The organism is Nonomuraea sp. NPDC052129, from assembly GCF_040680095.1.
Taxonomy (GTDB): domain Bacteria; phylum Actinomycetota; class Actinomycetes; order Streptosporangiales; family Streptosporangiaceae; genus Nonomuraea.
This window is the reverse complement of sequence record NZ_JBFAVX010000043.1, coordinates 14,095-33,222: the sequence shown is the minus strand read 5'-3', so window position 1 is coordinate 33,222 and position 19,128 is coordinate 14,095. Positions and strand designations below refer to the sequence as shown.

Below are 19,128 nucleotides of genomic sequence, written 5' to 3'. Positions count from 1 at the left end.
TAATCGGCGGGCCGACCGGCTGACGTCCGGCCGTTTCGAGGGTGAGAAGCGCACGTGTACTCCGCTCTGAGCAGGAACAACACATAAGGGAACGTCATGATCAAGCCAGAGATCCGGCATCCGGTCAAGATCCTTGGCGGTCACCACGTGATCACGTGACACAGCGTCGCTGCCCACCCTGTTTTCGAGCGGGACCGGGTCGTTGGTAGCGCACGCCGCACCGTTCGACCCGCACTTTCTGGATTAGTCAGCCTGGAACGACGACAGATTTTGGTCCCTACCAGGGCTTGTCGGTATGCCCGAGAATGTCCGCCATGGGCTCCCCATTGATCTTGGCCAGTCTGCCTTTCGCCATCGGCATCGTCATGCTCGGCCTGGGCCTCAGCCTGACCCTGGACGACTTCCGGCGGGTGGGCCAGTATCCGAAGGCGGCCGCGGTCGCGTTGCTGTGCCAAATCGTGCTGCTGCCGGCGATCTGCTTCGGCCTGGTGCTCGCCTTCGGGCTTCCGCCGGAACTGGCGGTCGGGATGCTGCTGGTCGCGGCGTCGCCCGGTGGCCCCACGGCCAATCTGTTCAGCCACCTGTTCGGCGGGAACGTCGCGCTGAATGTCACGCTCACCGCGATCAACTCGGTGCTGGCCGTGGTCGCCCTGCCGATCGTGGTGAACCTCTCGGCCGGGTATTTCTTAACCGACTCCGGCGGGGCCGCCCTCGGGCTGCAGTTCGACAAGATGTCGCAGGTCTTCTTGATGGTGCTCGTACCGGTCGCGATCGGGATGGTCCTGCGCGCGCGGGCGCCGGAGGTGGCGCGGCGGCTCAACCTCCCCGTCCGAGTGCTGTCGGTCGTGGTCCTGGTCGGGGTCATCTACGCCGTGTTGTACGCGGAGCGGGCGAACCTCTTCGACTATTTCGTCTCGGTCGGGTTGGCCGCGTTGGGTTTCAACATGGTGAGCCTGCTGATCGGCTACGGTGTGCCGCGCCTGGCGGGCGTCGATCACCGCGCGGCGACCGCGGCCGGGTTTGAGATCGGCATCCACAACACCGGGCTCGCCATCACGGTCGCGCTGAGCCCGACGCTGCTGAACAGTGCCGAGATCGCCATCCCGGGCGCGGTGTACGGCATTGTCATGTTCTTCACGGCGACCGGGTTTGGCTGGTTGATCAGCCGTCGAGCTCGAAGGTCGGTCGGCCCTTCTGCGGCCAATCCCGGGCCCATATAATCGGTGCACGCTGCGGTGCGAAACGGGTCGTAAGCTGACAAATTTGTCATGTCCATCCGGGAGTCGACGTGACCGGGCCAGCCCACCCCGTCCGGCACGACGGCGAAGGCCCGCCGACCGGTGCTGGTTCGCTGCGACTGCAGATCCTCGGTTCGTTGCGGCTGTGGCGCGATGGCGCCGAACTGGACACCGGCCCCCGACAGCAGGCGCAGCTGCTGGCCCTGCTCCTGGCGCGCGTGGGCCATCCGGTCAGTACGAGAGAATTGATCGACCTGATGTGGGCCGATGACGCCCCCGCCAGCGCGCTCAATCTCATCCAGAAGTACATCGGGGCGTTGCGGCGGGTGCTCGAGCCCGCGGTCCCCGCCCGGGCAGCCGGTACGTACCTGCACCGCCGCGGCAACGCGTACGTGTTCAGCGCCGGCTCCGGCACGCTGGATCTCGTCACGTTCCGGGAACTCCTCAACGGCGCCCAGGCCGCCCTCGCCCAGCAAGCTCGTGAGAGGGCGCTCGACGACTACGTCAAGGCGCTCGGTCTCTGGCGTGGCCCCGCGGGGGATGGATTGTCCTATGGATCGACCGCGATGCCGATCTTCGCCGCCCTCGACGACGAGTTCTACGCCGCCTGCGTGGCAGCGGCCGAACTGGCGGTGTCGTTACGCCGACCGGAGCGGGTGATCCCGCCGTTGCAGCTGGCCGCGTCGATGGCACCGTTTCACGAACCCGTACATGCCGCCCTCGTCGCCACCCTCGGCGCCGCTGGGCGGCAGGCGGAGGCGCTGTCAGCGTTCCACGCGGTCCGTGACCGCCTCGCCGAGGAACTCGGCATCGACCCTGGTTCGGCGTTGCAGGCCGCGCACCTGCGCGTGCTGACGCAGAGTCCGACGTCGCCGGTGGTGACGAGCACGGAGAGCGAGGGCGACCGCGCACCGGCGAGGCAGTCGGCCGGCCTGGTCGGCCGGGACGAGGAACTCGGCGTGCTGCGGCATGCCATCGAGGCGGCGCTCACCGGCCGCACCGGGCTCGTCATCGTCGAGGGCGAACCGGGCTCGGGTAAGACGCGCCTGCTGGAAGAGGCCGCCGCCGGCGCGGACCGGCGTGGCGCGCTCGTCGTCAGGGCTTCCTGTTTGGAAGGCGACGGAACACCATCGATGTGGCCATGGGAGCAGGCGCTCTCCGTCGTCCTCGACAGCCTGCCCGTGTTGGCGCGCGAGAAGTGGCTGGCCAGTGAACTCGGGCGCCTCCTCGAATTTCGAGACGATGACGCCGCGCCGCCGGTTTCCGGCGGCCGCGCCCAGTTCCGCCTGTACGAGCAGGTCGTCACCTTTATCGGCCAGGCCTCGGCGGAACGGCCGATGCTGCTCGTCATGGACGATCTTCAATGGATCGACGCCACCTCGCTCCAGTTGTTCAGCCATCTCTCGGCCCGGCTACCCACCGGCACCGCGATCATCTGCGCCCTTCGCGACCGCGCACCCACACCCGGCCCCGACCTTTCGCGGGCACTGGCCGCCGCCAGCCGGCTGCCCAGCCACCGCAGGATCCAACTCGGCCCGCTCAGCCTGACCGACGTGGCCGAACTCATCCGCCGCGAGACCGGCCACGAACCCGGCGCGGACATCGCCCGCAACATCCACGTTCGCACCGCCGGCAATCCCTTCTTCGTCCGCGAACTCTCGCGGCTCCTCAGCGACCGCGGCGCGCTCAGCGACGGCGACGCATCGGTCCGGGCCGGGGTGCCGTCCACCGTACGAGAAGTCGTCCGCGATCGGATGGCGAGTCTCGACGACGGCGCTCGCCACCTGCTGCGCGTCGCCGCGCTGATCGGCCGCGACGTCGACCTCGGTCTCCTCACCCGCGCCGCCGGTGTCGACGTCGCTGACTGCCTCGAACGCCTCGAACCGCTGCGCGCGCTCGGCCTGCTCGAAACGGGGCCGGAGAACCCGTTCTCATGGCGCTTCGCGCACGACCTGGTTCGCGAATCGATCACGGAGACAACGGAGCAACTGCGGGCCGTCCGGCTGCACCTGCGTGTCGCGGACGCGCTCGAAGAAAGCCAGGCGGAGGACGAGTCCATCACCGAACGCCTCGCCTTCCACCTGTCGGCCGCCGGCCCCCTCGCCGACCCGGTTCGTACCGTGGAGGCGCTGAAGCGCGCCGGTCGTCGCGCGGCGACCAAGCTCGCGTTCGCCGCCGCCGATCGGCACCTGGAATCGGCCGCCCAGATCGCGCGGACCGCCAAGCTCCCGGAACTCGAGCTCTCCGCCCTCTCGCTACTCGCCATCGCCCCGCGCCGGCAAGCCGGGTTCGGCGGCACGACGTTCGATCTGCTGGAGCGTGCGGAACACCTGGCCCGCCAACTCGGCCGGGAGGTGGACGCCGCCGGCCTCCTCTTCGCCCGCCTGTTCGGGGCCTACACCTTCCTGGAGTGGGACCGCGTTCGTCTGGTCCGTCGGCTGTACGAGCAAGGGGAGGCGTCCGCCGATCCGGTCATCCGCGTGTACGGCCGGCAAGCCTGGGGCCTGCACCAGTGGGACATCGGCGACATCGGCGCGGCGTACCGATGCTTCAGCGAGAACAACCCCGCCCCCCTCGACGGGGTCGTCTCCGCGCACAGCGAGACCCCGATCCGGCGTGACGTCTCGGGTGAGTGGCCCGGTTGGCATGCCGTCGTGACGGCACTGCACGGTGACGTCGGGACGGCGGAGACCATCATCGACAAGTGGAACGGCCCCGACGACTCGTACGCGGTCGCGACCTGGGCCTACTACACCACGATCATCGCTTCGATAGCCGGTGACGCGGGCTGGGTGATGCGCACCATCGAGCGGTGGATGGCCGTGGGCACCGGCCGCGCGGCCATCCAGCAGGAGCACTACATACGGCTGAACTGGTACTGGGCCCGTGCCCTCACCGGCGATGACCCGGCCGTCATCGCGGCGGAGGCCGACCAGCTCCTGGCCGGGACGATGGTCGACCCGCCGCGGTGGGGCGTCGCCTACCATCACGCACTGATCGCCGAGATGTGGCTGGCCGCGGGGATGCCGGACGAGGCGGGCATCGCCCTCGACCGAGCGGACCAGGCCCTTGACGCCTACGGTCAACGCTACGCCGAAGGACTTGTCCTGCTGCTGCGGGCGCGCCTGCTCCACGCCCGCGGCGAACCCGCGGACGTCGTACGAGCCGCTGCGGAAAAGGCCCGCGACCGGTCCCATGAACGCGGGTCTCACCTGTTCGCCCGCCGTGCCGAGAAGTTCCTCGCGGTATTCGGTCGGGGCGGCGAGTAGACGCTCCAGATGTGAAAGGCCAGCCCGATGCCCCAAAAGACTATCGACCACACAGGCCAGAAGTGCCTTCCCGAGTTGTAGCGAAACCACACCACGACCTGGGTCAGATTGGACAGGGCATAAAGAACCAGGTGAATCCGTAGACCCCACTTCCTGGCCGTCTCGCTCTTCTGTGTGTTCATGCCCGCAGGCTAGATCGACGTACTTGCCAAAGACTGAGGCGTACTTCCCGAAGACTGACTTACTGGGTTCAGCGATCGTCAACTATTCGAGATCTACTCTGACCTGCAATCGAGGTGCCAATCACAAACCTTTGAAAGGACCACGCTATGACGACGACCCGCCGAGCGGTGCTGGCCGGATCCGCCGCGGTCGCGACCGGTGCCCTGCTGGGAACGTCCGAGGCGCAGGCGGAAGCCAAGCCCAAACCCACTGTGGTGCTCGTGCACGGAGCGTTCGCCGATTCCTCCGGCTGGAACGACGTCAGCGCCAGGCTCATCCGCGAGAACTATCCGGTGATCGCCCCGGCGAACCCGCTGCGCGGCGTGGCGGCCGACTCCGCCTACCTGGCCTCCCTTCTCGCCACGCTCAGCGGCCCGATCGTCCTGGCCGCGCACTCTTATGGCGGAATCGTCATCACGAACGCCGCGACTGGTAACCCGAACGTGAAAGCGCTGGTCTACGTGGCCGCATTCGCCCCTGAGCAGGGTGAATCGCTGCTGGATCTGCAGAACAAGTATCCGGGGAGCAAGCTCAATGAGGCGGCGCTGGACTTTCGTCCTTATGGTGATGGGCTCGTCGAGGGATACATCAAGAAGGAGGTATTCCACGGCGTCTTCGCCGGGGACGTGCCGAGGGCGACCACCGACCTGATGCAGGCCGGCCAGCGGCCCGCTGACACGCGCACGCTCGGAGAGTCGTCCGGCGCCCCGGCGTGGAAGACCATTCCCTCCTATTACCTGATCGCCAGGAACGATCAAGTGCTCCCCGTCGCGGCGCAACGGTTCATGGCGCGGCGGGCCGGGTCACGGGTCCACGAGGTCGGCGCCTCGCACGTCGCGATGATCTCGCAGCCCTCCATGGCCGCCGACCTCATCAAGAGCGCCGCGCGCTGACGTCTCAAGGGGACGGCGACGTTCGAGCCGGCGGCCGGTCCCAGTGATTTGGCGCGTCCTACTGTTCCGGCCCGGTACGACGGAGGAACTACATGAACGACGGTGCGGCGCAGCGCGGGCCGGTCCTGAACGACGAGCAGTTCCGCCGGCTCGCCGCGTACGGGGAGGTGGAACACGCCGAGGCCGGTCGCGATCTGTACGTGACCGGCGACGACGCCTACGACTTTTTCCTGCTCCTGACGGCGACCGTGGACATCGTCCGGGACGCGACGGCGATCGAGCCGAAACGTCTGATCTTCCACGGTGGCCCCGGCGACTTTCTCGGCGAGCTCAACCTGCTGACCGGTCAGCACGTCTACCTGACCGCTCGGGTGGTGTCCGCCGGGACAGTCGTGCGAATCGGGGCGGCGAAGCTGCGCCGTGCCCTCGCCGAACAGGATGACATCGCCGACCTCGTGCTGGCGGCGTTCCGGGAACGGCGCGAGGTCATCCGCTCGGCCGCCGGCGAGGTCCTGGAGATCGTCGGTCAGCCGGAAACAGCGGCGACTTTGGAACTGCGCACCTACGTGACGCAGATGCTCCTGCCCCACACCTGGCGCAGCGCGACGTCCCACCCAGGACGTTCGCTGATGACAGCGGCCGGGCTCACGGCAGACGACCTTCCGGCGGCGATCGTTGGTGGTTCGGTGTTGCGGCGCGCGACGTCGAGAACGGTCGCGGAGCTGCTCGGCCTCATCTACCGGGCCAACGCATCTCCGGTCGATCTCGTCGTGGTGGGCGCCGGCCCGGCGGGGCTGGCGGCCGCCGTGTACGGGGCGTCCGAAGGCCTCGCCACCGTGCTGCTGGATCGCAGCGGGCTCGGCGGCCAAGCCGCCAAGAGCGCCCGGATCGAGAACTACCTGGGCTTCCCTCACGGTGTCAGCGGTGCGAACCTGACCCGCCTGGCGATGATTCAGGCACTCAAGTCCGGCGTACGGATCCACTCGCCGTGCGCGGTGACAGGTCTCGATCTCTCCGACGATCGACGGCCGACCGTCCTGCTGGAGGACGGCGTACGCATTCCGTGCCGCGCGGTGATCGCGGCAACCGGAGCCCATTACCGCCGTCTCGACATTCCGCAGTGGGCGACGTTCGAGAAGTCCGGCTGCATCCGGTATGCGGCGACCGAGCTGGACGTCCGCGAGTACGAGCATCAGCCGGTGGCCGTCATCGGGGGCAACTGGCCGGAGATGACACCCTCACGTCGATTGTCGTCGAGAGGCCGGGCGAGCGGCCGGAACGGCTGGCTTGTCACGCATTGTTCTGCTTCATCGGAGCCGACCCCGTGTCGGGCTGGCTGTCCGGCGTCGCCAAGGCCGACGACGGCTTCGTCCTCATCGACAGTCGGCTCCCCACCGGCTCGTCCGGCCCGCGCCTTCCGTTCCAGACGAGCGTTCCCCGGGTCTTCGCGGTCGGCGACCTCCGCTCGGGCTCGACGAAACGAGTGGCCACGGCCGTCGGCGATGGCGCGAGCGCGGTCTCCTCCGTACACGTGGCGCTCACCGGCGACTGACATGTCCATCGCCCGTCCTGACCTCCATTGAACCGACGACCGGCCCATGCGCAACCGCGCCCTTAAGGAGCATCAAATGCCAACTCGGGTGAACCGGCAGACCGTCGATCTGTCCGCCTATCCAGACCTCATCGTCCTGTACCTCGGCATGCGAGTGAATCGCCTGTACGGGATCCGGACCTTCTTCAGCTTCGGCCGGAAGATCAGTGGCTCGGTCGCGGGCAAGCCGGACGGGTTGCTGCTGCACGAGCCCGTGTACTACTCGTTCTTCCCGATGAACATGGGGATGCGCCAGTACTGGCGGGACCTGCCGTCGCTGCTCGCCTTCGCCCGGTCCGAGCCTCATCGGGAGTGGTGGCTGGAGTTCCTGCGGGATTCGGGCGGCACCGGTTTCTGGCACGAGACGTACTCGGTCAGGGGCGGCATGGAGGCCGTCTACGACGACGTTCCCAAGCCGCTCGGGTTTGGCCGGTTCGCTGGAATCCAGCGCGCTCGTGGACCCATGTTCGGTTCCGCGGCCCGCTTGGGGCGCTCCTACGACGGCAGCCCGGTCCTGAGCGAGACGGATCTCTACGAGTCCTAGCCGGCTCGAACTACAGCAGCGACGAGTTCGCCAGATCGGCGAGCACTCCCTCCGGACGGCTCGGCTCGATCGGATGCCACAGCCGCCAAGGCTCCGCTCGGTCATGATCACGCTCAACGTAGGCGGGCAACGCTGACAGGCCGACAGCGCCGGGGCCGATGGCGCGGTGCACGTCCAGGTCGAAGCGGAACGGATCGGTCACCTGTCCCCGTCTCGTGCACCCGCCGGAGGATCCGTCACCGCCGTCTCCCTCGACACCCTGTTCAGCGGCCATCCTGCCCGGTGGACAGCCGTTTTGGACGCGACCCTTCCGACGCGCGCTCGAGGCAACTGTGCAGGCGCTTCCCCCTCTTTTGGCGTCGATTGGTGGTGCAACTCCCTCCGGACGGCCGTGTGGACAGGCAGTTTCGAAGTGTCCGCACAGCCGAGTGCGCGGTGCCGTCGGCCACGGTCGGCGGCTGACGCTCACGCGACACGGGAGGCCCGGAAACCTCACATTCATCTACAAACACGATGATGAGCTTGAAACCCGCAAACAACACAATGTCGGACGATCGGCAACAAAACCTCCCAAGACTCGCCTCCAGCAAATCTTGGAGGTATGTGTTGGGCTACAGCAGACGCGATTTCCTGTCCGCCATCGGTGTTTCCGGCGGTGCAGGCGCGCTCTTCGCGACCATGGGCGCACTCGGCCTCGCGCCGACCGCGGAGGCATCCGCGAAGGAAACTTTCGACCCGCCGCAGCAGTCTGACTTCTCCCTCACCGGGCGGTCGGCGAAGAAGGTGGTGATCCTCGGCGCGGGGATAGCCGGTCTTGCCACGGCGTACGAGCTGGGCAAGGCGGGCTACGACTGCACGATCTTGGAGGCGCTCGACCGGGTGGGCGGCCGGAACTGGACCATCCGCGGCGGTGACCGCGTGACCGAGCTGGACGGCTCCTCACAGGTCGCGAAGTTCAGTGACGGCGTCTATCTCAATGCGGGACCGGCCCGGCTGGCGCAGTGGATGGTCACCATGGACTACTGCCGCGAGCTCGGCGTGGACCTGGAGGTCTTCACCAACTCCAACGCCCAGGCGTACATCTACCACCAGAACATGCAGGCCCCCGTCCGTTGGCGTACCGCCAAGGCCGACGTGTACGGGTACGTCTCGGAGTTGCTGTCGCGGGCGACCGACGCGGGGGCGCTGGACGCCGCGCTCACCGCGCAGGACAAAGAGCGGCTGATCGCCTTCCTGTCGAGCTTCGGGGCGGTGGGGAACAAGGCGAGCGGATTCAAGTACTCCGGAGGCGACCGCCGCGGCCACAGCGTGAACCCGGGCGCGGGTGAGCAGCCGGGCACGCTGCTCGAGCCGGTGCCGTCGCTGTCGGAGGTGCTGGCGAGTGGCGTCGGGCAGCGGTTCTCGTTCGAGTTCGGCTACGAGCAGGCGATGCTGATGTTCCAGCCGGTGGGCGGCATGGACGCGATCCCGCGGGCCTTCGCCGGCAAGATCGGGCGGCAGCGGATCCGGCTACGCGCCAAAGTTACCAAGATCACCGATCTGCCGGACGGCGTGGAGGTGGAGTACCAGGACCGCCACGGCCGTACCCAGAAGATCAAAGCGGACCTGTGCGTCGCGGCGATGCCCCCGCACATCCTCGCCAAGACCGCGCACAACCTCGGCCCGGACGTCCAGGCCGCCCTTGCCACCCCGACCGCCACGAACGCGGGCAAGATCGGCCTGGAGTACCGCCGTCGCTGGTGGGAGAACGACGAGGACATCTACGGTGGCATCACCGCCACCGACCTCGACCTGTCCACGATCTGGTATCCCTCCTACGGGTACGGCACCTCGCGCGGCATGGTCGTCGGCTACTACAACTTCGGCGCCCAGGCCGACGCGTACGCCGCGCTGAAGCACGCGGACCGCGAGCGCCGCGCGATCGAGCAGGGCATGAAGATCCATGGCGCGAAGTATCGCGACGAGCTGGCCTCGTCGGTGTCCATCGCCTGGAAACTCCAGCCGCACATCGAGGGCGCATGGGTGGGCTGGCCGTCCCGGCAGGGCGCGTACCAGCTCCTCAACAGACCGGCCGGGCACGTGCACTTCGCGGGGGACTGGCTGAGCTACATGATCGCCTGGCAGGCGGGAGCCCTGGAGTCCGCCCGCAAGGTCGTCACCGAGCTGCACCAGCGCGCCTTGAGCACCTCCTGAGAGGACACCTCCGCATGAAGATCCGCACCATCGCCCTCTCCGCGGCCGTCGTCCTCGTGCTCGGCACCGGTACAGCCGCCGCCAACCCCACCTGGTCGCCCCGGCCGCAGGAGGTCAAGCCCTTCCTCCCGGCCGGCACCACCAACCCCGCGATCGCCGACGGCGTGGCGCTCGGCAAGCAGGTGGCCTCCTACACTGCCAGCGGCCTGGGCCCGGCGGCGGCCAACACCGGGGCTCCCGCCGACTCTCCCGAGCGCTACGTCGACTTCCCCGGCGCTACTTTGCCCCCTGGCGTCACCATCACCGAGGCCCAGGCACTCAACGTGCTCAAGCGCATCAAGGCGAACCTCTCCGCCGCTGGGCTGGGCCTGGCCGACGTCGTCTCCATGCGCGCTTACCTGGAGAAGCCTCCCGGAGCCGAGTCGGCCGACTTCACCGGCTGGAACCGCGCCTACCGCCAGTTCTTCGCCAACACGGACCTGGCCACCGGCCAGCCCGTACCCGTCCCTCTCGGCACCGCGCCCCCCGCCTCGCCCATGGAGGTCAACCCGGCCCGCCCGGCCCGCGTGACGATCGAGATCGCCAACCTCCCGGTCGCGGGCTGGCTCGTCGAAGTGGAGGTCGTCGCCGCATACAAGCGCTGACTACAAGCACTGACCGCCGTACAGAGCTGCGGGCGTGTCCGGCTGATGGAGCCGATCCAGCAGCCGGACACGGATGCTGCCCGGCAAGAACCGCACCGGACGTCCCCGGGCGGTCGGCCCGGCCGAGCCGGCCACGCTGCGGCGCCTGGTCAACGGCGTGGGTGAGTAGAGCGGGTGGCGCTCGCCCCAGCCTTTGGCGATGAGTTCTGCTTGACCCTCCTTCGACAGGAAAAGGTGCAGGCTGCCGTCGGGGTGGACGTGGACGAACTCGGCGTTGAGGCGAGGTGGCAGCAGCACCGTTCCGGCGGGCGGACGGGCGTCGTCGAGAAAGAAGGCCAGCGATCCCGGCTCGGAGATCTCGCTGGTCCGGACGACGGCATCGTGCAGGTGGTCGATCATCCAGTGCTTGAGCTGCGCCCGTAGCTGATCGGGGCTGTTCTGGCTGAGCTGGACGTGGGGGACCGATGGGCCGGTCTTGGGGTGGTCACCGGTGCGGATCGGAAGCGCGAACGCGGTCATGATGTTGTTCCTCCCGATCATTCCGGTCGTGGACCTGGTGTTCAGTCGATGGTCGACGCCGAGCGGACGTGGTCTTCATGTGGTTCCCGGCCGCCGGCGAAAGTGTCGCCGCGCCATGGCGAAGATCGGCCGGCCAGCAGCCCGCCCATCCCTCTCTGCCCGGTCAGCCGCCACGTTGTCACGGCAGGTCCAGGATCGACTCCATCGCCGCGGTGTTACTGAACTGCCCGCGCAGTAGGTCTGGCCGTATAGTGACATCACGCGTCGTCCGTATCGATCAAAAGGGAGCTATGGCCAAGGTCGGAATCAGTGACGTCGCCGCTCGTGCCGGGGTCAGCGAAGCGACCGTCAGCCGTGTGCTCAACCGTCGGGGTGTGGTCGCCGCCGGCACGCGCCGTGTCGTGGAGGACGCGATCCGCGAGCTGGGATATGACCGCGGCGGGCAGAGTCAGCTCGTCATCGTCCTGACGCCGGGCCTCGCCCAGCCCTTCTTCGGACGGCTCTGCGAGCTGATCGAATCGGCGTTGGCGCCCCAGGGGTTCAAGGCCGTCGTGTGCTCCACGACGGTGGGCGGGTTGCAGGAGATCGACTTCATCACCTCCACCATGGATCTGGGCATCGCGGGCGCGGTCTTCGCCTCGGCGAGTAACACCCTGATCGGCGTGGACCCGGCACCATACCGGCTGCTGCAGGAACGCCAGATCCCGTTCGTCTCGATGAACGGCGCGATCGAGGGCCTCCCGGCCCCCAGCTTCTCCACGAATGACAAAGTGGCGGCGGCGCTGGCCGTCGAGCACCTGTGGAATCTCGGCCACCGCGACATCGGCATGATCGTCGGCCCGGTGGGCAACCGGCCCAGCGAGCGGCGCCTCGACGGTTTCGTCGAGGCGATGAGCTCACGGGGCGTGGATGACCCGCGGCGACTCGTCGCGCGCCAGGTCTACAGCGTCGAGGGCGGAATGTCGGCCGCCGAGACCCTGCTCGACCAGGGTGCGACCGCGATCGTCGCCGCGAGCGACTACATGGCCCTGGGTGCGATTCGTACGGCGGGGCGCCGCGGTCTGTCCGTGCCGGGCGATGTGTCCGTCGTCGGCTACGACGACTCCCAGATCATGGGATTCGTCGATCCGCCCCTGACGACGGTCCGGCAGCCGATCGAGCGGATCGCGCAGGCGATCTCCGCCACCATGGTGCATCTGGTCAACAGGCGGCCGGTGCCGGCGGGGGAGCTGATGTTCGACCCCGAGCTGATCATTCGCGGCTCGACGGCCGCCCCGCGCGCATAGATAGTCGCCGATCGCGGCTCAGCGGGCTGGTCCGCTGCCGCTCGCTGATCGCCTGATTCACCGGATTCGCCCGATGCCGCCAGTGTGACGGCATCGGCGATCGTACCTGCTCGCGGGGTGTGTCCTCCGCTGATGGCTGCCCAGACCATGGGGGCTGCCTGCCACCATGACGGGCTGCCGAGCCCACGATGGCCCGCCCTGTCCTTCGCGACGCGGGCTCCTTGAGCGTGTGGCCGTCTTGTAACGCACTGCGTTGCCCTACTGTTGACGTGTTTATGACGTGTATGTAACACTCGCTTTTCATGACGAGGCAGTCACCACCTGCGGCGCAGGTCGCACGGTCCGGTCAAAACCACCCACCATGGCATCTTCGAGTTGATTCGAGCATGCACGATCTTGTCGAATCTTTCATTTGGGCGTCACGTCGTTCGCGTGAGTGGGTTCAGACCGGACGGGACCCGAGATATCTCCCGAGTTACTGGGCCGGTTTGACGGACCGGCCGATGTTCTATTCGAGGGACCTCGCCCATCAAATGCTCGGCGCGCATCTGCTGGGACTGGACGCGGAGAACCTTTCGATGCTCCGGCATTTCGCCGGATCGTCGAACGGCGCCCGCGGTTGGTATCCGTTGTGGGCGTTCGAGTTCGACGGCACGCCGGCCGCCATCGACTACCACTCGGATGACGACTTCGTACGAGAGGTCCCGGCGCCATTCGAACTCGTCGAGAAGGCGGTCGAGCAATATCGCTGGACGGCGGACGACCGATTCCTGCTCACTCCGGAGATCGCGGCGTTCGTGCGCAGCACGATGACGTCGTTCGTCGACACCCATGATCCCCTCGGGACGGGTGTGGCGGGCGAAGGCGGCAGCGGGGACATCTTCCGCGGAACGGCGACCTACAACGAGGGGGAGCGGCCACCGCACCTCCTGGTCGCCGCCGACGGGATCGCCAGCCAATGGGCGGCCCACCTGGCGCTCGGCTCCATCACCTTCGACGACGAGTTCGCCGCGTGGAATCGTGCGCGGGCCGAGCAGCTGGACGAGCACTTCTCGACATCGTGGTGGTTGCCCGGCGACGAGCACTACACCGCGGGCTTCACCGCCGACGGACCGACCGGCGGGTTCCGGCTGGAGAGCACCTGGTTCCCCGCGCTCAAGGGGATCATGCGCGACGACCAGCGCTCGAGCGCGCATCTCGACTTCCTGCGATCCGGCCTCGCGGCGACGCCGCCGGCCAACATCGAGGCTTTCACCTACCTTCCGGAGGCGTTCTTCCGGTACGGGTGGGACGACGAGGCGTTGCGCTGGATGCGATACCTCGCGGGCTCCAGGGCGGACTATCCCGAGGTCCCCTTCACGCACGTCGCCCACGTCGCGGTCGGCCTGACCGGGCTGGAGCCGGGCGCCCAGGAGGGCGTCGTCCACACCCGCTCGCATCTGCCGGGCGGGGAGTGGATCGAGGTCGAAGATGTTCCAGTCGGTGGTTCCGTCGTCGGGCTGCGGCACGAGGCCAGGGAAGCCACCGAGTTCGAGGTGACCGGCGGACCAGGCGTGACCTGGAACTCCGTCTGGGACGACGGGCACGTCACCACGGTCGACGTGCCGAACGGTTCGCGCGTACGCGCAGCTGCTGACGGCAGCGTCGCCGTGCTTCGCGGGCAGCGATAGATCACTGACAAAGGAGACCCCCCTTGCACCGAAAGGCACTCGCTGCCGTCACCGCCGCCTCGTTCCTCGCGCTCGCCGCTTGTAGCAGTGAGACCGGTGGTGGAGGAGGCTCGGCCGGGACCACCACGATCAGTTACGCCTTCTGGGGGACCACCGACGAGGCCGCCACCATGAAGGCGATGATCGCGGCGTTCGAGAAGGCCAACCCGACGATCAAGGTCGAGCCCAACTGGATCCAGAGCGACTACGAGCAGAAGCTCCAGACGTCGATCGCCGGCGGCGACGCGCCGACCGTGGCGGAGATCTCCGACACCTCGCTGCCGAGCTTCGCCAACGCCTTCAAGCAGGTCGAGGTCGACAAGAGCGTCTACTACTCCCCGGCCGTCCAGAGGGCGGGGACGTTCGGCGGGGCCGATTACGCGGTGCCCTTCGTCGCGAAGAGCAAGGTCTTGGCCCTCGGCAAGGACGCCTTCGACAAGGCCGGCGTCGCCGTCCCGTCCGGCGCGACGCCGATGACGACCGCGGACTTCGTGTCCGCGGCCAAGAAGCTGACGTCGGGATCGGGCTCGAAGAAGGTCTATGGCTCCGCGCCCCTCTGGTACGACGGCTGGCTGATCGCGGAGGGCGGCTCGTACTACAGCGCGGACGGCAAGCAGTGCACGATGGGCAACCCCGATGGGATCCGCGCCGCACAGACCGTGGTGAACGCCGTGAAGGCCGACGGCTTCGCGCCCAACCAGGCCGACGCCCAGGGGCAGGACATGTTCCAGTGGCTCGCCGACGGCAAGGTCGCGATGCTGCCCGACTTCGGCCCGTGGAACATCGCCAAGATCGCCGCGTTGGACTCCTCGAAGTTCCTCATCGTGCCGTTGCCCGGCAAGGGCGAGCCCATGGAGGTCGACAGCCTGGGCATCGCGAAGGACGCGAGCGATGCGGAGACCGCCGCGGCGAAGACCTTCACGAAGTTCATGAGCTCGACCCCCGACGCGCAGAACCTCCTGGCGACGACGAAGTCCGCGCTCGGCATCCCCGTCATCCAGGGATCGCTCGACGCCTTCAAATCCATCGCCCCGAAGGTGAACCTGCAGGCCTTCATCGACGCCGTCAAGAACGCGGTGACCACGCCCGCCGTCAAGGACAAGGTGCGGATCGAGAGCGCTTTCTCAGGTGACCTGAACTCGCGCACCGCGATCGGCTCCGGCACCGAGGATCCGGCCGTCGTACTGCCGCAGCTTCAGGCCGAGTGCCAGAAGTTGCTGGACGCGGCGCAGTGACGGTCACCGAGCGGATCGCGTAGGGGGGATCGCGGCATGTCAGGCATCGTGGATGGGCTGTCGGGATTCCTCGAACGGCTGCACGTCGACGAGGGGCTCAGGCCCATCCTCTCCCTGGTCATCATCTTGGCCATCGTGTTCGGCCTCATCGGCGCCGGTTTGTGGGGCGCCCTCCGGGCGCGCTGGATCTCGCGGAACACCGCCGCGTTCTGGCTCTTCGTCTCTCCGTGGATCGTCGGCTTCGTGATCTTCACAGGTGGGCCGATGGTGTACTCCCTGGTCCTGTCATTCATGGACTGGGACCTGATCGATCCGGCGAAGTTCACCGGGCTCGCCAACTACAAGGAAGCGCTCTCGGACCCCGCGCTCGGTCAGGCGATCAAGGTCACCCTGACGTACGCCGTCGTGAGCGTTCCCCTGCAGACGTTGCTCTCCCTAGGCGTCGCGCTCCTGATGAACGTACGGGTCCGCGGGGTCAACGTGTTCCGGACCATCTGGTACCTGCCTTCGCTCGTGACGGGAGTGGCCCAGGCGGTGCTGTTCATCTGGGTCTTCCACCCCAGTTACGGCCTCGTCAACGGGGTGCTCCGCCTGTTCGGCGTCGACGGACCCAAGTGGCTCTTCGACGCCGACTGGGCCCTGCCCGCGGTGATTCTCATGAGCCTCTGGACGGTCGGCGGGAACATGATCATCTATCTCGCCGGCCTGCAGGATGTGCCGAAGAGCCTCTATGAGGCGGCCGCGATCGACGGCGCCGGGCGCCGGCACTCGTTGTGGCACATCACGCTTCCCCAGGTGAGCCCCGTCATCTTCTTCAACGTGGTCACGGGTCTCATCGGTGCGATGCAGACCTTCACCCAGGGCTATGTGGTCACGCACAACGGGGGCGGCCCGTCCGACTCGCTCCTTTTCTACGTCCTGTACCTGTACCAGAACGCGTTCTCCTTCTTCCAGATGGGATACGCCTCCGCCCTGGCCTGGATCCTGTTCGCCATGATCATGGTGCTCACGGCGCTGGTGTTCCGGGGGAGCGCCTTCTGGGTCTACTACGAATCGCAACGGCCGAGGGAGCGGAGACGGCGTGTCCATGTCAGCTAGTGCGGAGGGGGCGCGACCCCGGCCGCTCGGGCCCAGGGTCTTCGCGGTCACCCTGCTCGTGGTCGGGTCCGTCGTCTTCGTCTACCCCTTCCTCTGGATGATCGCGACCGCGCTGCGGACGCAGGCGGGCGTGTCGCAGGGAGGGGTGTCGCTCTGGCCCATCCAGTGGCAATGGTCCAACTTCTCCGACGGTCTCGGGTCGTTTCCCTTCTGGACGTACCTGCGCAACTCGGTGCTGAGCACGCTCGTGCCGGTCGTCGCGGTGGTCTTCTCGTCCTCGCTCATCGGGTTCGCGTTCGCACGGATCCGGGTCCGGGGCTCCGGGGTGCTGTTCGCGATCGTGCTGTCGACGATGTTGCTTCCCGGAGAGGTGACGATCGTCCCGCAGTTCATTCTTTTCAAGAATCTCGACATGATCGACACGCTGTGGCCGATCATCGTCCCGACCTTTTTCGGCTCCTCGTTCTTCATCTTCCTCTACCGGCAGTTCTATCTGCGATTGCCGGACGCGCTGACGGATGCCGCCCTCATCGACGGCGCGGGCTGGTTCCGCATCTGGTTCTCGATTTACCTGCCGCTTTCCCGGCCCATCGTCATCGCGACCGCGGTGTTGCAGTTCATGTCCTACTGGAACAACTTCTTCCAGGCCGCGATCTACCTTTCGACGGAGCGGTGGAAGACGCTGCCGCTCGCCCTGGCGGGTTTCCAGTCCGTACACGGCACGAACACTCCACTGCTGATGGCCACCACCCTGGTGGTCACCTTTCCCTGCGTTCTTCTTTTCTTCTTCGCGCAGCGTCACATCATCGGCGGAATATCATTCACGGGGATCAAATGACGGAAATCGAAACGCCTGCCACGGGTGCCTCCTGGCTACCGGGGTGGACCCACTCGGAGCCTGAGTCGCCGGTCCCGCTGGGCGCCGATCACTGCGGCTCCGGGCTCCTGCTGCGGGCGACGCGGCCGGGTGACGTGCGCGAACTGCGGGGCGGAGTCTTCGAGGTCGTGTTCAGCACGCTGGGCGAGCCGCTCAGTCTTACCGTGACGATCCCCGCGACCGACGCGAGCGCGTGGTGGCGCCCGGGCAGCACCGAGCCGCACGCGACGATCCCACCATCGTGGGGGGCGCCGGTCGACGCGACCGCCCTGCGGGGCCTTCCGCTCGGGGCCCTGCTCGGCTCGCGCGACGTCACCCGTCTGGTGTACGCGGTCGACACCGGGCATAGCGAGACACAGGTGCTGGCCGGCCTGGTGGAGGAGACCGCCGACTTCGTGATCAAGATTGCCGTCGGCGGCTCTGGTACGACGGGCGACGTGCGGCTTCTCCTGGACGTGTCCGGCGGCACCTTCGCGCGAGCCGTTCCCGAGGCGGGGCGCTGGCTCCAGGGGGAGGAGGGCCATCGCGTGGCGCCGGGGGCCGAGGACCCGGTCCTGTGCACCTGGTATTTCGCCCACCAGCACGTCACGGCCGCCACCGTACTCGCGCAGGCCGACCGCGCGGCCGCGATGGGGTTCGGCACCGTGATCATCGATGACGGCTGGCAGACGAACTCGCACGGCCGGGGATACGGATCGTGCGGCGACTGGGAGGTCGCGGAGGACAAGTTCCCCGATGCGGCCGGCCTGGTCGAAGCGTTGCGCGCCCGAGGGCTGCGTACCGTGTGGTGGATCGGCACACCGTTCCTGGGCTATCGGGCGAAGGCCCGTGACCTGGGGCTTTCGACGCTGCGCGACAAACCCGAGCTGGAGGCGGAGGTTCTCGACCCGCGAGACCCCTTCACCCGCGCCTACCTGGTCGGGCGGATGGAGGAGATCATCGCGCGGACGGGGGCCGACGGCCTGAAGCTCGACTTCCTGGAGGAGTTCCAGGAGCAGGGGGCGCCGGGGTCCGTGGCCGCGGCCGTCGACACCGTGTCCGAGATCGTCGACAGGCTGCGAGGGCTCGGAGCCGAGCCGTTGATCGAGTTCCGGGAGCCGTACATTCATCCGGAGCCCAGCCGGTACGCCTCGATGATCCGCGTCGGCGACTGCCCGCTGAACGCGGTCCAGAACCGCGTCGGCATCCTCGACCTGCGCCTGAGCCGGCCGGGCATGCCGATCCACAGCGACCCGATCATGTGGGCCGAAGGCGACAGCCCGGAGCGGGTCGCCCATCATCTGATCAACTCACTGCTGGGCGTGCCGCAGGTCTCCGTGGACCTGACGCGGCTTCCCGATGGCCAGTCCGAGGCGCTCACGTTCTGGCTCAGTATCTGGCGGGAGCACCGCGACCTGCTGCTGCACGGTCGGCTGGTGCCCGAGCGCCCCGAACTGATGTACCCGGTGGCCCGCGTTCACGACGGCGGCCGGCACTTCGTCGCGAGGTACGCGCCGCACGCCATCCAGATTCCGGCCGGCGACTGGACGGAACTGCTGGTCGCGAACGCCGACGACAGCTCCCCGATCCTGCTGAACGAGGGGGACGAGGTCAGCGCCGGGCTGGAGATCTGGGACGCCAGGGGGCGGCGGGTCGTCGACGGGGACATCGTTCTGGCCGCCGGGCCCCACGCGCTGGCCATTCCCTCAGGCGGGCTCGCCCGGTTGCGCCGGACCCGTTCGATGCCTTCGACATGACGGAGGCGACCTGCGGGCCAGGAGTCAGACCGCACGCACGGCTTGTGCTCGATTTCGCGGGCGAGGGGGTCTAG

At 67.8% G+C, this 19,128-nt stretch carries 16 protein-coding genes; 13 read left to right on the top strand and 3 right to left on the bottom strand.

Annotated elements, in window-relative coordinates; genetic code table 11:
• The first annotated feature begins 314 nt into the window (after positions 1-314).
• The gene (locus AB0L53_RS51980; RefSeq protein WP_364012116.1) at positions 315-1,220 is read left to right on the top strand and encodes a bile acid:sodium symporter family protein; all 906 of its coding nucleotides are present in this window, start codon (positions 315-317) and stop codon (positions 1,218-1,220) included.
• Between the two features lie 68 nt (positions 1,221-1,288).
• A complete protein-coding gene (locus AB0L53_RS51975) occupies positions 1,289-4,507 on the top strand; it encodes a BTAD domain-containing putative transcriptional regulator (protein WP_364012113.1) in 3,219 nt (1,072 codons plus the stop codon).
• Here the strand turns inward: AB0L53_RS51975 and AB0L53_RS51970 are convergent.
• Positions 4,447-4,689, bottom strand: a complete 243-nt coding sequence (locus tag AB0L53_RS51970) for a 2TM domain-containing protein (RefSeq protein ID WP_364012111.1) — start codon at positions 4,687-4,689, stop codon at positions 4,447-4,449. The genes AB0L53_RS51975 and AB0L53_RS51970 overlap by 61 nt on opposite strands.
• A 147-nt stretch (positions 4,690-4,836) precedes the next feature.
• Here AB0L53_RS51970 and AB0L53_RS51965 point away from each other — a divergent pair, with 147 nt between their 5' ends.
• From AB0L53_RS51965 to AB0L53_RS51955, 3 genes are all read left to right on the top strand, one after another.
• Complete coding sequence (locus tag AB0L53_RS51965; RefSeq protein ID WP_364012108.1) at positions 4,837-5,622, top strand: alpha/beta hydrolase; 786 nt, start codon at positions 4,837-4,839, stop codon at positions 5,620-5,622.
• Positions 5,623-5,714: 92 nt separating this feature from the next.
• On the top strand, positions 5,715-7,205 hold the full coding sequence (locus AB0L53_RS51960) for an FAD-dependent oxidoreductase (RefSeq protein ID WP_364012105.1): 1,491 nt from the start codon (positions 5,715-5,717) through the stop codon (positions 7,203-7,205).
• A gap of 45 nt (positions 7,206-7,250) precedes the next feature.
• A complete protein-coding gene (locus tag AB0L53_RS51955; protein ID WP_358427941.1) occupies positions 7,251-7,757 on the top strand; it encodes a DUF4188 domain-containing protein in 507 nt (168 codons plus the stop codon).
• 10 nt (positions 7,758-7,767) lie between these two features.
• Here AB0L53_RS51955 and AB0L53_RS51950 read toward each other — a convergent pair whose 3' ends face one another.
• The gene (locus AB0L53_RS51950) at positions 7,768-7,959 is read right to left on the bottom strand and encodes a hypothetical protein (protein ID WP_358427938.1); all 192 of its coding nucleotides are present in this window, start codon (positions 7,957-7,959) and stop codon (positions 7,768-7,770) included.
• Between the two features lie 404 nt (positions 7,960-8,363).
• On the opposite strand from AB0L53_RS51950, the gene AB0L53_RS51945 reads away from it, so the two are divergent.
• Together AB0L53_RS51945 and AB0L53_RS51940 are read left to right on the top strand one after the other, a co-directional pair.
• On the top strand, positions 8,364-9,950 hold the full coding sequence (locus AB0L53_RS51945) for a flavin monoamine oxidase family protein (RefSeq protein ID WP_364012101.1): 1,587 nt from the start codon (positions 8,364-8,366) through the stop codon (positions 9,948-9,950).
• A gap of 14 nt (positions 9,951-9,964) precedes the next feature.
• Positions 9,965-10,594, top strand: a complete 630-nt coding sequence (locus AB0L53_RS51940) for a Rid family hydrolase (RefSeq protein ID WP_358427932.1) — start codon at positions 9,965-9,967, stop codon at positions 10,592-10,594.
• Here AB0L53_RS51940 and AB0L53_RS51935 read toward each other — a convergent pair whose 3' ends face one another.
• Complete coding sequence (locus AB0L53_RS51935) at positions 10,595-11,113, bottom strand: luciferase family protein (protein WP_364012097.1); 519 nt, start codon at positions 11,111-11,113, stop codon at positions 10,595-10,597.
• 290 nt (positions 11,114-11,403) lie between these two features.
• On the opposite strand from AB0L53_RS51935, the gene AB0L53_RS51930 reads away from it, so the two are divergent.
• The 6 genes from AB0L53_RS51930 (at position 11,404) to AB0L53_RS51905 (ending at position 19,054) form a co-directional block, all read left to right on the top strand.
• Positions 11,404-12,399 (top strand): LacI family DNA-binding transcriptional regulator, encoded by a 996-nt coding sequence (locus AB0L53_RS51930; protein WP_357953826.1) that lies wholly within the window; start codon positions 11,404-11,406, stop codon positions 12,397-12,399.
• A 503-nt stretch (positions 12,400-12,902) separates the two neighbouring features.
• Positions 12,903-14,069 carry a hypothetical protein gene (locus tag AB0L53_RS51925; RefSeq protein ID WP_364012093.1) on the top strand — a complete coding sequence of 389 codons (1,167 nt, stop codon included), beginning with the start codon at positions 12,903-12,905 and terminating at the stop codon, positions 14,067-14,069.
• A gap of 23 nt (positions 14,070-14,092) precedes the next feature.
• Positions 14,093-15,343: an extracellular solute-binding protein gene (locus tag AB0L53_RS51920; RefSeq protein ID WP_364012090.1), complete on the top strand. Its 1,251-nt coding sequence runs from the start codon at positions 14,093-14,095 to the stop codon at positions 15,341-15,343.
• Positions 15,344-15,379: 36 nt separating this feature from the next.
• The gene (locus AB0L53_RS51915) at positions 15,380-16,441 is read left to right on the top strand and encodes a sugar ABC transporter permease (RefSeq protein ID WP_364012087.1); all 1,062 of its coding nucleotides are present in this window, start codon (positions 15,380-15,382) and stop codon (positions 16,439-16,441) included.
• Positions 16,431-17,279, top strand: a complete 849-nt coding sequence (locus AB0L53_RS51910) for a carbohydrate ABC transporter permease (RefSeq protein WP_364012084.1) — start codon at positions 16,431-16,433, stop codon at positions 17,277-17,279. The genes AB0L53_RS51915 and AB0L53_RS51910 overlap by 11 nt, the downstream gene beginning before the upstream one ends.
• A complete protein-coding gene (locus AB0L53_RS51905; protein ID WP_364012081.1) occupies positions 17,276-19,054 on the top strand; it encodes an alpha-galactosidase in 1,779 nt (592 codons plus the stop codon). Before AB0L53_RS51910 ends, AB0L53_RS51905 begins: the two co-directional genes overlap by 4 nt.
• Positions 19,055-19,128 lie beyond the last annotated feature (74 nt).

Coding starts and splice junctions, on each gene's coding strand:
- AB0L53_RS51980 (WP_364012116.1), top strand. CDS start 315: ATGGGCTCCCCATTGATCTTGGCCAGTCTGCCTTTCGCCATCGGCATC.
- AB0L53_RS51970 (WP_364012111.1), bottom strand. CDS start 4,689: ATGAACACACAGAAGAGCGAGACGGCCAGGAAGTGGGGTCTACGGATT.
- AB0L53_RS51965 (WP_364012108.1), top strand. CDS start 4,837: ATGACGACGACCCGCCGAGCGGTGCTGGCCGGATCCGCCGCGGTCGCG.
- AB0L53_RS51960 (WP_364012105.1), top strand. CDS start 5,715: ATGAACGACGGTGCGGCGCAGCGCGGGCCGGTCCTGAACGACGAGCAG.
- AB0L53_RS51955 (WP_358427941.1), top strand. CDS start 7,251: ATGCCAACTCGGGTGAACCGGCAGACCGTCGATCTGTCCGCCTATCCA.
- AB0L53_RS51940 (WP_358427932.1), top strand. CDS start 9,965: ATGAAGATCCGCACCATCGCCCTCTCCGCGGCCGTCGTCCTCGTGCTC.
- AB0L53_RS51935 (WP_364012097.1), bottom strand. CDS start 11,113: ATGACCGCGTTCGCGCTTCCGATCCGCACCGGTGACCACCCCAAGACC.
- AB0L53_RS51930 (WP_357953826.1), top strand. CDS start 11,404: ATGGCCAAGGTCGGAATCAGTGACGTCGCCGCTCGTGCCGGGGTCAGC.
- AB0L53_RS51925 (WP_364012093.1), top strand. CDS start 12,903: ATGTTCTATTCGAGGGACCTCGCCCATCAAATGCTCGGCGCGCATCTG.
- AB0L53_RS51915 (WP_364012087.1), top strand. CDS start 15,380: ATGTCAGGCATCGTGGATGGGCTGTCGGGATTCCTCGAACGGCTGCAC.
- AB0L53_RS51910 (WP_364012084.1), top strand. CDS start 16,431: ATGTCAGCTAGTGCGGAGGGGGCGCGACCCCGGCCGCTCGGGCCCAGG.
- AB0L53_RS51905 (WP_364012081.1), top strand. CDS start 17,276: ATGACGGAAATCGAAACGCCTGCCACGGGTGCCTCCTGGCTACCGGGG.